At 38.0% G+C, this 13,221-nt stretch carries 12 protein-coding genes, 2 tRNA genes and 1 other RNA gene; 10 read left to right on the top strand and 5 right to left on the bottom strand.

Annotated features, from left to right (window positions below):
• Positions 1 to 121: 121 nt before the first annotated feature.
• From serS to proC, 3 genes are all read left to right on the top strand, one after another.
• Complete coding sequence (gene serS, locus ACOI1D_RS11315; protein WP_422501395.1) at positions 122 to 1,396, top strand: serine--tRNA ligase; 1,275 nt, start codon at positions 122 to 124, stop codon at positions 1,394 to 1,396.
• A gap of 169 nt (positions 1,397 to 1,565) precedes the next feature.
• Positions 1,566 to 1,658, top strand: a tRNA-Ser gene (locus tag ACOI1D_RS11310).
• Between the two features lie 498 nt (positions 1,659 to 2,156).
• Positions 2,157 to 2,972 (top strand): pyrroline-5-carboxylate reductase, encoded by an 816-nt coding sequence (gene proC / locus ACOI1D_RS11305; protein WP_422501396.1) that lies wholly within the window; start codon positions 2,157 to 2,159, stop codon positions 2,970 to 2,972.
• Positions 2,973 to 3,007: 35 nt separating this feature from the next.
• Here proC and ACOI1D_RS11300 read toward each other — a convergent pair whose 3' ends face one another.
• Both ACOI1D_RS11300 and ACOI1D_RS11295 read right to left on the bottom strand, forming a co-directional pair.
• Positions 3,008 to 3,694, bottom strand: coding sequence for a deoxynucleoside kinase (locus ACOI1D_RS11300; RefSeq protein WP_422501394.1), 687 nt, complete (start codon positions 3,692 to 3,694; stop codon positions 3,008 to 3,010).
• Between the two features lie 13 nt (positions 3,695 to 3,707).
• A complete protein-coding gene (locus tag ACOI1D_RS11295; RefSeq protein ID WP_422501393.1) occupies positions 3,708 to 4,355 on the bottom strand; it encodes a deoxynucleoside kinase in 648 nt (215 codons plus the stop codon).
• Positions 4,356 to 4,653: 298 nt separating this feature from the next.
• Here ACOI1D_RS11295 and ACOI1D_RS11290 point away from each other — a divergent pair.
• From ACOI1D_RS11290 to ACOI1D_RS11280, 3 genes are all read left to right on the top strand, one after another.
• Positions 4,654 to 4,726 (top strand) — tRNA-Arg (locus ACOI1D_RS11290).
• Positions 4,727 to 5,015: 289 nt separating this feature from the next.
• Positions 5,016 to 6,731, top strand: coding sequence for an acetate--CoA ligase (gene acsA / locus ACOI1D_RS11285; RefSeq protein ID WP_422501392.1), 1,716 nt, complete (start codon positions 5,016 to 5,018; stop codon positions 6,729 to 6,731).
• A gap of 124 nt (positions 6,732 to 6,855) precedes the next feature.
• Positions 6,856 to 7,371 carry a type 1 glutamine amidotransferase domain-containing protein gene (locus tag ACOI1D_RS11280; protein WP_422501391.1) on the top strand — a complete coding sequence of 172 codons (516 nt, stop codon included), beginning with the start codon at positions 6,856 to 6,858 and terminating at the stop codon, positions 7,369 to 7,371.
• Positions 7,372 to 7,464: 93 nt separating this feature from the next.
• On the opposite strand, the gene ACOI1D_RS11275 is transcribed toward ACOI1D_RS11280, so the two are convergent.
• The 3 genes from ACOI1D_RS11275 to ACOI1D_RS11265 all read right to left on the bottom strand — a co-directional run bounded on the left by ACOI1D_RS11275 (position 7,465) and on the right by ACOI1D_RS11265 (position 9,980).
• Positions 7,465 to 8,754, bottom strand: coding sequence for a glycosyl hydrolase family 18 protein (locus tag ACOI1D_RS11275; protein WP_422501390.1), 1,290 nt, complete (start codon positions 8,752 to 8,754; stop codon positions 7,465 to 7,467).
• 217 nt (positions 8,755 to 8,971) lie between these two features.
• Complete coding sequence (locus ACOI1D_RS11270) at positions 8,972 to 9,703, bottom strand: DUF421 domain-containing protein (RefSeq protein ID WP_422501389.1); 732 nt, start codon at positions 9,701 to 9,703, stop codon at positions 8,972 to 8,974.
• Positions 9,704 to 9,773: 70 nt separating this feature from the next.
• Positions 9,774 to 9,980: a DUF1657 domain-containing protein gene (locus ACOI1D_RS11265; RefSeq protein WP_422501388.1), complete on the bottom strand. Its 207-nt coding sequence runs from the start codon at positions 9,978 to 9,980 to the stop codon at positions 9,774 to 9,776.
• A gap of 84 nt (positions 9,981 to 10,064) precedes the next feature.
• Here ACOI1D_RS11265 and tadA point away from each other — a divergent pair, with 84 nt between their 5' ends.
• The 4 genes from tadA (at position 10,065) to ACOI1D_RS11245 (ending at position 13,221) form a co-directional block, all read left to right on the top strand.
• Entirely contained in the window at positions 10,065 to 10,544 is a 480-nt protein-coding gene (gene tadA / locus ACOI1D_RS11260; RefSeq protein ID WP_422501387.1) for a tRNA adenosine(34) deaminase TadA, read from the top strand.
• A gap of 129 nt (positions 10,545 to 10,673) precedes the next feature.
• Positions 10,674 to 10,939: signal recognition particle sRNA large type (gene ffs / locus ACOI1D_RS11255), an RNA gene on the top strand.
• 238 nt (positions 10,940 to 11,177) lie between these two features.
• Positions 11,178 to 12,884: a DNA polymerase III subunit gamma/tau gene (gene dnaX, locus ACOI1D_RS11250; protein ID WP_422501386.1), complete on the top strand. Its 1,707-nt coding sequence runs from the start codon at positions 11,178 to 11,180 to the stop codon at positions 12,882 to 12,884.
• A 22-nt stretch (positions 12,885 to 12,906) separates the two neighbouring features.
• A complete protein-coding gene (locus ACOI1D_RS11245; protein WP_422501385.1) occupies positions 12,907 to 13,221 on the top strand; it encodes a YbaB/EbfC family nucleoid-associated protein in 315 nt (104 codons plus the stop codon).

Below are 13,221 nucleotides of genomic sequence, written 5' to 3'. Positions count from 1 at the left end.
AGATTCCCGGCCCACGACGGACGATACTGTAGCAGAAGTTATGTCGCATTTTTTATCAACTGCGAGGTTAAAGACCAACAAAAAAAAGGAAGAGCCTAAATTTTAAAGGAGGAATTTAATTATGTTAGACATGAAGCATCTACGCAATAATTTTGACGAAGTAAAAGCTAAACTTGCCAAAAGAGGTGAGGATCTATCAGAGTTGGATAAATTTGAAGAGTTAGATGGCAAACGTCGAGAATTAATTGCTAAATCAGAAATGTTAAAAGCAAAACGAAACGAGGCGTCTAAACAAATTTCTACTTTGAAAAAAGAGAAAAAGGATGCTGAACCAGCTATTATAGAAATGCGTGAAGTTGGTGATGAAATAAAAGTTCTTGATACCGAGTTAAAAGAAATTGAAGGAAAACTAGAAACAATGTTGCTCTCTATTCCTAACCTTCCTCATGAGAGTGTACCAATTGGAGAAAGTGAAGATGATAATGTATTAGCGCGCGAAGTAGGCGAACTCCCTAGTTTTGCATTTGAAGCGCAACCGCATTGGGATATTGCTACAAAATTAGACATTCTTGATTTTGAAAGTGCAGGAAAAGTTACAGGAAGCCGTTTTGTATTTTATAAGGGTATGGGAGCGCGCTTAGAACGTGCACTTTTAAACTTTATGATGGATCTGCATGCCGATGAGCATGGCTACACGGAAATGCTGCCACCTTACATGGTGAACCGTACAAGCATGACTGGAACTGGTCAACTTCCGAAGTTTGAGGAAGATGCATTTAAAGTGGAAGGCTGGGATTACTTTTTGGTGCCAACTGCTGAGGTACCAGTAACGAATTATCATCGAGATGATATTTTAAAAACTGATGATTTGCCAAAAAAATATGTGGCATTTAGTGCATCTTTCCGTTCTGAAGCTGGATCTGCCGGACGCGATACACGTGGATTAATTCGTCAGCATCAATTTAACAAGGTCGAGCTGGTTCAGTTTGTTAAACCTGAAGATTCTTATAAGGTATTGGAAGAATTAACTGGTAATGCAGAAAAGGTTCTGGAATTACTCAAATTGCCATATCGTGTTATGAGCATGTGTACAGCGGATTTAGGCTTTACTGCTGCTAAAAAGTACGATATTGAGGTTTGGATTCCAAGCCAGGAGACTTATCGTGAAATTTCTTCTTGCTCTAATTTTGAGGATTTCCAAGCAAGACGAGCAGGAATTCGCTTTAGACGTGAAGAAAAAAGTAAACCAGAATTTGTTCATACATTGAATGGATCTGGGCTCGCCATTGGCCGTACGGTTGCAGCAATTTTGGAGAACTACCAGCAGGAAGATGGATCTGTTGTAGTACCTGAAGTGTTGCGTACTTATATGGGCGGGAAAGAAGTAATTAAATAATGAGAACCTAGGTTCTATATTCGAGAACCTAGGTTTTTCTATATATTCATCGTTTCCCTAATCTGACGCAGTTCTTTATAAAACTGGGAGTAAAATTTTGTGAAAAAAGTTTTTCTTAATTTCGTTGACAAGCTATTTGAACCATGATATATTATTAATTGTCCATTATGGAGGAATACCCAAGTTCGGCTGAAGGGATCGGTCTTGAAAACCGACAGGGGTGTCAAAGCCCGCGGGGGTTCGAATCCCTCTTCCTCCTCCATTTTTAACCTAAATACATAGACTTAATATATATAAAGCCGCTGCATTAATGTAGCGGCTTTATTTGCAGGTAAGAAAGTATAAATCCTTTCTTACTGCATAAGTGCAACTAAGTGGCCATTAAGGCTTGGTGATAAGCCAAGTTTTCTAATGTACTTGACAAAGGAAAGACATGGAAGTATATTATTCGCAAGAAGAAAACCAACTGAGGCTCGGCAATTAGCCAAGTTTTCCATATTAGATAAAACTAAGAACAGGTCAGTAAATGATTGTCTATACGGAAGAGAGTGGAATTCATAGGCTGAAAGATTCCATCGTATAGTATTGTTGAACCTACCTGGAAGTCGTTAGAATAAAAGCTAACCGCAGCTTGTTCTGCGTTATCAATACAAAGTGGGCATAAAAGCCAATTAAGGTGGTACCGCGGATACAAATCTCAAATTCGTCCTTGTTATAAGGATGAACTTGGGGTTTTTTAGTTTTTTAAGGAGGGAAATGCATTTTGAAAAAAATTTCATTTGTAGGCGCTGGTTCAATGGCGGAGTCTATTATTGCAGGTATCGTTAATAACAAGCACATGAAGTCTAATCAAATTTTCGTTACTAATAAAGATAACAAAGAACGTTTGGAACGACTTGAAGTAAAGTATAATGTGCGATGTACAACAGATCGAAAAGTAGCTATTTCGGGCGCAGACGTAATTGTTTTATCGATGAAACCATATGATTTGACTGCTGCTGTTGAAGCAATAAAAGAATATATAACCCCAAATCAAGTGGTTGTTTCTGTATTAGCTGGTGTTTCTATAGAACATATTACATCGATTATTGGTAAAGATGTTCCCGTGGTTCGTGCGATGCCAAATACCTCTGCATCAATTGGATATTCTGCAACTGCTATCGCGCGCGCAACTACTATAACAGAAGAACAATTAGATGGGGTAATAGCCCTCTTTAATACAATAGGAACCACTGCAATAATTGATGAAAAGGATATGCATATTGTTACAGGACTTTCCGGAAGTGGGCCAGCATATATCTATTACTTAGCAGAAGCACTGGAGAAAGTTGCTACTCAATCAGGATTAGATAAAGATATCGCTAAAGCGTTAATCATGCAAACGATAATTGGGGCTGGGGAGATGCTTAAGGAGTCAGGGGAATCAGCAGATGTTTTACGTAAAAAAATAACTAGCCCTAATGGCACAACTCAAGCAGGACTTGAAAAGTTGGATGAAATGAAATTCCAGAACGCAATTATGGAATGCGTCAAGAGTGCACGTGACAGGTCTGTTGAATTGGGCAAAAATAAATAGAGGTAATTCACCGTAATAGATGAACTACCTCTTCTTTACTTTTTTATAAGTTCTCTACTTTTCCATTTTCTGGATTGCTGAATAAAATGGCCTACTTTTTCTAAAATAGGTTCAACAGAATCTTCTTTTTTCATTAAATCATAATCAGATATTTTTATCCGTAATATAGGGCAGGAATTAAAGTTATTAATCCAATTTTCATAGCGGGTATACATTTCTTCCCAATAACTTAAAGGAGTGTTTTTTTCCATTTCCCGACCCCGGATTTTAATGAGATCTATGATTTCATCAAATGTACCTTCCAGGTAAATCAACAAATCCGGATGTGGAAAGTAAGGTGTCATAACCATTGCTTCAAAAAGGTTGGTGTATGTTTCATAATCAATTTTTGACATGGTACCATTTTCATAATGCATTTTTGCGAAAATTCCTGTGTCTTCATAAATAGAACGGTCCTGGATGAATCCACCACCATACTCAAATATCTTTTTTTGTTCTTTGAATCGTTCTGCTAAGAAATAAACCTGCAGATGGAAGCTCCAACGTTCAAAATCGGCATAAAAGTTTTCTAAATATGGGTTGGCATCAACTTTTTCAAAGGATGTTTTAAACTGTAAAGCGTTTGCCAGTGCTTTTGTCATGGTTGACTTTCCTACTCCGACCGTTCCGGCTATAGTAATGATACTATCATTTGGAATATGATATTTTTCACGTAAATTCATGATTTTTTCCCCTTTATTGTTTAGCAATTTCCTTGTGATTGTGAAGGTGTTTATTAACCTGTGCAATAATTTTGTCCAGGTCATCCTGTCGCTTCACGAAGTCCATTTCATCGCCGTTTATTCGAATAACTGGGATGTCAGGATGCAACACCTCAAAGTGATTCATATAATCCTCATAGTCGCTTGCCAATTGTGCAAGATAAGAGGGTTTAATGTTTTGTTCAATTTCACGGCCACGTTGTTTAATTCTTGCTAGAACTGTATCCAGACTAGCATGCAGATAAATCATCATGTTTGGAACTGGCATATCCTTCGTTAAAATATGGTAGATTTGCTCGTATTTTTCAAATTTATCCTGCTGTAATGTCCGTTTTGCAAAAATCATGTTTTTCGATATATGATAATCAGCGATAACCGCTTTATTTTCTTCAAGATATTTTTTTTCAATGTCCTCTAATTGCTTAAACCGGTTACATAAAAAAAACATTTCTGTTTGAAAGCTCCACGCATCAATATCATCGTAAAATTTGCCAAGAAATGGATTTTCCTCAACAATTTCTTTTAACAGGTGAAAATCAAAATGGACAGATAGTTTCTTTGCTAATGATGTTTTTCCTATGCCGATTGGCCCTTCAATGGCAATGAACGGTGCGTCTGCCATATGTATTCCCCTTTCAATGTCTAGACTTTCGACAGATGTACTTTATTTTAGCATATCCCTGGTTTCTATTCCATATAGATAGGTTAGTCTTTTCATTTAGTTAAAACTTTTGTATAATAGAAAATGGTCTTTAAAAACCAATGCTCTAGACGTTTATCTGTCTAGCTACTGCACCCATTGGCTAGTGCCCTTCAGGATCCTCCTTACGATAAGTTCAACATCGAATCGCTATGCTCTTCGTGTTTTCTTTATCTCATATGGAGCCTTCCAGGTCATACGTGCTTCCGCTTTTCTTTTTGCCCTCGTAGCTCAGGGGATAGAGCATTAGTTTCCTAAACTATGTGCCGCAGGTTCGAATCCTGCCGAGGGCATTAAATGAATAATAAAGTTAGTTTCTAAATAGGCTTATTTTCTCAAAGTTTACTGTCATGTAAACTTCGCAGTTTGAGAAGAGCGCCTATTTATTTTTTTTGGCAGTTAGGCGTTACCTATAAGGATTTGCGATAAGTCCAGTTTTCTAATCTTTTTTTCTCCAAGTGTATTACTTTAAAATTCAGACGCGATGTTCTAAAATAGTAAATAGTTACCTAAATAGTTAAATAATTTTTAATTAAATGATTGTAAACGATTTCAAAAAATGATAACGAGGTGAGTCAATTGATGGAAACAAAAAGTATTCCAGCACAAAAAGGAAATCATAATCTGCAAGACTATGAAAAAACACGTAATGGTTTTTCGTGGGATGACATGAAGAAAAATTTCAGCTGGAATGAAACTGGTAAGGTTAATATTGCGTATGAGGCAATTGATCGTCATGCAGAGGATCCAGATAAAAAAGACAAGATAGCACTCTTGTATTCATCACCAGAACGTGAAGAAAAGCTTACATTTAATGATATTAAAGAGCAAAGCAACCAGTTTGCTAATGTGTTGAAAAAGTATGATGTTAATAAAGGTGACCGGGTCTTCTTGTTCTTACCACGTGCTCCTGAATTTTACGCTGCATTTTTTGGTATTTTAAAGACGGGCGCTATTGCCGGCCCATTGTTTGAAGCATTTATGGAGCAAGCTGTACGTGATCGCCTGCAGGATAGTGAAGCGAAAATGCTGATTACAACCCCAGAACTATTAGGAAGGGTCCCACAGGAGGATTTACCTAACTTAGAGAAAGTTGTTCTAATAGGTGAGTCTAATGAAACTGGAGATAAGTACATTCACTATGCAGATGAAATGAAGAAAGCATCAACTGATTTTGATATCGAATGGGTCGATTTAGAAGATGGAATGCTGCTTCATTATACGTCTGGTTCTACTGGTAAGCCTAAAGGTGTTTACCACGTACACAATGCAATGCTACAGCATTATGCGACGGGCAAGTGGGTTGCGGACTTAAATGAAGATGATGTTTATTGGTGTACTGCAGATCCAGGCTGGGTAACCGGAACAAGTTACGGAATTTTTGCACCATGGTTAATTGGTGTAACAAACGTAGTTCGCGGAGGCCGGTTTAGTGCGGATGACTGGTATGGAACGATTGACAAAAATAATGTAACTGTATGGTACACAGCACCAACTGCTCTTCGTAAATTAGTAAGTTCAGGTGAAGAAAAAGTTAAAAACCATGACTTCACATCACTTCGCCACATCATGAGTGTTGGTGAGCCACTAAATCCAGAAGTAATTGTATGGGGGATGAAAGCATTTGGAATGCGTATCCATGATACATGGTGGATGACGGAAACAGGTGCTATGCTGATTGTGAATATTCCTTCTATGGAATTGCGTCCAGGTTCAATGGGGAAACCAATACCAGGAGTAGAAGCGGCAATTGTAGATAACGAAGGAAATGAGCTTCCACCGAATCAAATGGGTAACCTTGCTATCAAAGCAGGCTGGCCATCAATGATGCGTAAAATATGGAATAACCAAAGTAAATTTGAAAGCTACTTTGTTAATGGATGGTATGTATCGGGTGATAGTGCCTATATGGATGAAGACGGTTATTTCTGGTTCCAGGGTCGTTTAGATGACGTTATTAATACGTCTGGCGAACGTGTAGGGCCATTTGAAGTAGAAAGCAAGCTACTCGAGCATCCAGCAGTTTCAGAGGCAGGAGTAATCGGTAAACCTGACCCTGAACGTGGTGAAATTATTAAGGCATTTATTACACTAAATGAAGGCTTTGAGGAGTCACCTGAATTACTAGAAGAAATTCGTGTGTTTATCAAAACTGGACTAAGCGCACACGCAGCGCCACGAGAAATTGAAGTGAAGGACTCTATTCCAAAAACACGAAGCGGTAAAATCATGCGTCGTTTGTTGAAATCATGGGAACTAGGCCTGCCAACAGGCGATACGTCAACTTTAGAGGAATAAATTATTCAGAAAGGGGTGCCAAATAGGCGCCCCTTTTGAATGTATCAACCATTATATACAAATGCCCGTCATATGTTTTATTTCTAAATATTTGTGAATCATTTTTTAAAAGGAGCGATGAATAATGAGTAAAAAAATAGCATGTGTTATAACAGATATGTTTGAAGATGTGGAATACACTGGTCCAGCAAAAGCTTTTAAGGAAGCTGGTCATGAAGTAGTAACGATTGAAAAAGAAAAAGGCAAGAAAGTAACTGGAAAAAATGGAGAGGCAAAAGTTACGATTGATGAAAATATTGATGATGTGAATCCTGACAACTATGATGCGTTATTTATACCAGGCGGTTTCTCGCCAGACCAATTACGTGCTGATGAACGATTTGTAGCATTTTCAAAACATTTTATGGATGTTAAAAAACCAGTACTTGCAATCTGCCACGGGCCACAACTGTTAATCACAGCTAAAACCCTGGAAGGAAGAAAAGCAACTGGCTTTAAATCTATTCAAGTAGACATGGAGTACGCTGGTGCTACCGTTAAGGATGAGGAAGTTGTCGTATGCAACAACCAACTAGTGACAAGCAGAAATCCGGATGATATTCCTGCATTTAATCGTGAATCACTAAATGTATTAAAATAAAACGATAAAACCACGTGGACATTTACTATGTTCACGTGGTTTTTTAACAATTCACTCTAGAATTTAGGGATTTCAAAGTGAAGCCAATCCTGGTTAATCAATTTTTACAATTTCAAAATTTGATTGTAATAATAACCAATTTTGAGGGAATGCCAACCCGAGCTTCCAATAGGCAATACCACGTAGATTTAACTCTTTGATTAAATCAAATTTTGCCTGAATTGATCTTGCGTCCTCAAACCAAACCATATGCTCCGCACCCTCTGCATCATAATAGCTGAAATAAGGTGCTTCATCCTCTTCATCATACTCAATAGCAACATTTTCCTTTCGTGCTAAGGCAATAGCCTGTTGAGGGCTTAGCGCATCCGCGAGTTCCCCACCCTCGACAAATGGAAGTGTCCAATCATAGCCATACAGATTTTGACCCATTAAAATTTTTTCGGAAGGCATAACAGATAAAGCGAACTCTATTACCTCACGCACATTTGTTATAGGAGAGACGGGTAGGGGTGGCCCACCGCTATAACCCCATTCATATGTCATTAACACAACGAAATCAACAATTTCCCCATGGGCGGCATAATCATGTGCTTCATACCAAGCTCCCTCTTGTGTTGCACTTGTTTTTGGTGCAAGTGCGGTTGAAATTTGTAAACCGGCTTGTGTTAAACGCTCTTTTGCTTTTCTTAAAAAGGTATTATAGGCTTCGCGATCATCAGGGGGCAAAAACTCAAGATCAAAGTGAACATCTGAAAAACCTACAGAGGTGGCAATGTTTACAATGTTATCCAAAAGATTATTTTGTACTGCTTGAACAGTTAAAATAATATGACCAAGTTCCTTGCTGAATTCACCCTCTTCCAGATTGCTAACTACCATCATAAGAGTCGCATTGTTGTTGGCTGCAATGGTCTTAAAATTGTTTAATGGTGGAGCGTTTAGGCTACCATCCCGGTTAATGGTATAGCTGAACGGTGCAAGGTAAGTTAGTACAGGTGATGTTTTTCGCGCAGCAGTTTCCAGTGTACTTGATACCGCATCTCCTCGTGGTTCAATGTATGCAGCTGATACGATATCAGGCTCCTCTTGTGGTGGAATATATAATCGAAATCCTACAGGCAATGTGTTCTCTACTGAAATATTATTAATTCTGGCTAATTCCTGCACTGTTAAACCGAACTTTTGTGCAATAGTATATAAGCTTTCCCCGCCTTGTACAAAATAAAATTGACCAACGATTGGTATTACGAGTGCTTGCCCAATTACAAGTGCACCCGGTGCTTCTAACTCGTTTGCTTCAATAATCACTTCCATTGGTGTATTGTATGTATTTGCTATATTGAAAATGGTGTCTCCTTGTTTCACAACATGAATCTGCATAATAACCCTCCTCTAACCGATGTCTATTAACATGGTATGAAAGGGGTTCCAGATATATGATGATAACCTGGAGCAAGAACTAATTAATTTTGAATGCTTCACTTGTACTCCAATTAAATTAAAAGTTTGATTCTTAGTTCACATTTAGAGTTTATATCATTTATAATGTGTGCAGATAGGGTTTTTCCAAGGAATCCTACTTTACCGGGTTTATTTTTTAATTTTGGTTTCCTGGTTTATAAAAATATGGATTGTTCGTTCCTTTTAGATTTGGATTATCTGAATCAATGGATAGGGTGCCCTGCTGATTGTAGGTTCCCAATGTAACGCCGGATATATCATCTAGACTTAAATCATGTGCCTTTAGCTGCATGTCCAACCAATCATTATCTTTTTGAAGGAACTTAAGGTTATGATTAAGAATTTGTCCATTCATAATTATCGGTATAGGAATAAATGTTGGAGATGGATGCAATTGAATATCACTTGGTTGAAGAGGCCGTGCATATGATTTTTGGACGACACTTAATTTACCCATGTCCTCCATGATAGCAATTTCTATGTCAGTTGGATTTTCATATCCTTTAATTCTCAAATTACTAATTAATTCTCCGGTAGTCATTTTAACTTTTCGAAGTCCCTTTTCATCAATGTCACCATTTCTGATTAACACTGTAGGGGACGCAATTAATAACCAACGCAACTTATTATTTAGTACAGAATAGGAAAAAGTAATATATACAATTAAGAATACAGAAGCGTAAAGTAATGCTTCAAAAGGCTTCTTCGTTACTAGCGGTTCACTAATAATTGTACCCAGGACAAGAATAAACAGTAAATCAAAGCTATTCATTTCTGAAACAGCTTTTTTGCCCCCAACTCTGATGAAGATATAGGACATAACAAAGATCAGTAAAGGTTTTAAGACGTAAGTTATAAATTCATCCATTAAAACACCTCTATATTTTAGAAAAACCCCTATTTTAAGGAGTTTTTCCATTATTGTATGTTTAGGGAAACTACTGTTGTTTATATTGAGGTTCTTGCGATTCAATATATTGTAGACGTGAATTGAGATTGTCTAAAATCTGTTTTTGTTGATTGGATAAGTTATTGAACATTTGTTTGGCATTTTGATTTTGTGTCTCAAGTGAGAACGAATGTAAGTTTGCAAGTGTGCTTTCGCAGCTAGCAATTGTTTGTTGCATCTTTGTACCAACCGTCATTACTTTTCACCTCCTTTATTTAAGGTGTTCATTAGTGGAAATTTTATTCTTTTTAGTACACGGACTAATCAAAAAGGAGGTATTATGTTTATGGATACTACATTTATGCAGGAAGCAATAAAACAGGCATTATATGCAAGAGATCGGAATGAAGTACCTATTGGATCCGTCATCGTATACCAAGGGGAAGTAATTGCAACTGGATACAATATACGTGAAACAATACAATCTACATTGTCACACGCTGAATTAATTGCTATTCAAGAAGCAAATGACAGGATGGGTAGCTGGCGTTTAGAGGATTGCACACTATATGTGACACTTGAGCCATGCCCAATGTGTGCTGGTGCAATCGTTCAATCGAGAATTAAGCGTGTTGTATTTGGAGCATTTGACCCAAAAGCGGGTTGCGCAGGATCGTTGATGAACTTATTAAATGACTCCCGCTTTAACCATCAGGTCGAGCTGGAAAGTGGAGTAATGGAAAAAGAATGTAGTAAGTTGTTAACCGATTTCTTTAGAGAGCTAAGGATGAAAAAACGGGATACTCGAAACGAAGGTTGATAAAATCAGGATAACTGTTGATAAAGTCCAAACGATGGTAGATAATCGCATACTACATTCATTACCTGTCATTATTTACCGCTACTTGTCTATTGCAATCTTGGTTGAAATTAGTTATAATTGAATTCGCCGTGCTAAGTGGGGAGGTAGCGGTGCCCTGTACTCGCAATCCGCTATAGCGAGACCGAATTCCTATCTGAGGTATGACGACTTTATGGTCTGCCGTAAGGAATTGGTGTTGACGCTCAGGTCCTGCGCAATGGAAACTCATGAATTCTGTCAGGTCCGGAAGGAAGCAGCAGTAAGTGATCATTTCCGTGTGCCGCGGGGAAGCCTAGGCCGAGCCATGAACTTGCGTAACGCATAGGGTCGCCATATCGATGGTAGGTGCACGGCTTTACATAAATAATCTACAAAAGTCTTTGTCAGGGTAACCAGGCAAGGGCTTTTTTTACACTGTTAAGGAAGGTTAATAACAATTCTTTCGCCATTATAACTTAACGATAAGCCAATTTTCCTAAAACAAGTTAAGATTTTTCTATAATTAAGTTAAATAAACTTATCGCTATGGTTCACATTCACCCCCAAATTCGGGTATAATTAAAGATGAATAAATAAAGGGGAACAGCCATTATGAGCTATCAAGCATTATATCGCGTATGGCGTCCGAGGAATTTCACGGATGTTGTGGGACAATCACATATAACACGTACATTACAGAATGCGATTGAGCAGGAAAAATTTTCGCATGCGTACCTTTTTTCAGGTCCTCGTGGAACTGGAAAAACTAGTGCTGCAAAGATTTTTGCTAAGACAATTAATTGTGAAAAAGCACCTGTTCGTGAACCTTGCAATGAATGTGATGCATGCCGTGGTATCCAGGATGGTTCGATTTCGGATATCATTGAAATGGACGCTGCCTCACACACAAGCGTTGAAGATATACGTGAAATACGTGACAAGGTAAAATATGCATCAAGTGTAGTTCCCTACAAAGTGTACATTATTGATGAGGTACATATGATATCTGTTAATGCTTTTAATGCATTATTAAAAACACTGGAAGAACCACCAAAGCATGTGGTGTTTATTTTAGCCACAACCGAACCACATAAAATTCCATTGACCATCATTTCAAGGTGTCAACGGTTTGATTTTAAACCAATATCAAGTAAAGCAATTGTAGATAGAATGCATACCATTTTGGATCAGGAAAAAGTTTCCGTGTCATCTGACGCACTCGAGACAGTTGCCTTGGCAGCTGAGGGCGGAATGCGTGATGCATTAAGTATTCTTGATCAAGCGATATCCTATAGTGGTGATAGTGTCACATTACAGGATGTTCTAGCTGTGACAGGTGGCGTATCTCAACAGGTTTTAACTGATATTGTTCAGGAAATGTACAAACAGGATGTTCAAAAGGCGCTAAAATTATTAGATGAGATCGTTCAAAATGGAAAAGATCCGGGAAGATTTGTATTTGATCTTATTTACTTTCTGCGTGACCTTATGCTATATCAAAGTGCTCCATCACTAGAAGGCATTTTAGAACGGGCCATAATTGATGAAGCGTTTAAAGAACTTGCAAAGCTTGTGACGGTTGATTGGATTCGGAATGCCATAATGGAATTGAATCAATGTCAACAGGAAATTAAATGGAGTAACAGTCCAAAAGTTTTCATAGAAATTGCGGTTTTAAGTCTTTCAAAAAGTGATACAAAACAATCAGAGAGTACAGAGTCTGTTAAAGCAACAGTCAGTGATGAAGCACTTCAAAAATTATCAGACAAAGTAGAAATACTCGAAAAGGAGCTGCAGAAGTGGAAGAATGCAGCACCCGCGCCTAATGCAGCTGCACCAGCTGAGAAACCGAGAAGAGCACAATCGAGAGCATCAAAGAACAGTTACAAAACGCCTTATGAAAAAATCAGGCATGTTCTGCAGTCGGCTGAGAAGGTTTCACTAAAGCAGGTTCAATCTGAATGGGGATCTTTTTTAAGCGCATTAAAAAAGGCAAATGCTCCTGCACACGCGACAATCCAAGATAGTAAACCAGCTGCAGCATCAGATACAGCACTTGTTGTTGCATTTAAATATGAAATACACTGTTCCTTATTTTTAGATAATAGGGAGACTGTTGAGGCTGTTTTAACTAAGTCAATCGGAAAAGAGTTAACGATTATTCCAATCCCAGAGAATAATTGGCAGGAATTACGAAATGAATATATAAACAAACAGGAAGAGACCACAAACCAGGAAGAACAAGAAACAACAGCAGATCCACTCATTGATGAAGCGAGGAAACTCGTTGGAGATGATTTGTTGGAGATTCACGATTAAAACATACTAGGAGGAGTTACTTATGAAAGGTAATATGGGAAATATGATGAAACAAATGCAGAAGATGCAAAAGAAAATGGCGGCTGCACAAGAAGAATTACATGAAATGACGTTTGAAGCATCAGCTGGTGGAGGAATGGTTACAGTATCAGCTAATGGAAAAAAAGAGATTACAGATGTAGAGATTAAAGAAGAGGTTGTGGACCCTGACGATTTGGAAATGCTTCAGGATTTAATTCTAGCTGCAACAAATGACGTATTAAAACAAATTGAAGACAAAACGAATGACACTATGGGACAATTCACAAAAGGGATGAATATGCCTGGAATGTTCTAG

The sequence above is a fragment of the Virgibacillus sp. DJP39 genome, assembly GCF_049310925.1.
Taxonomy (GTDB): domain Bacteria; phylum Bacillota; class Bacilli; order Bacillales; family Amphibacillaceae; genus Virgibacillus_F.
The sequence above is the reverse complement of the archived record's forward strand: the minus strand, read 5'-3'. Positions and strand labels throughout refer to the sequence as shown.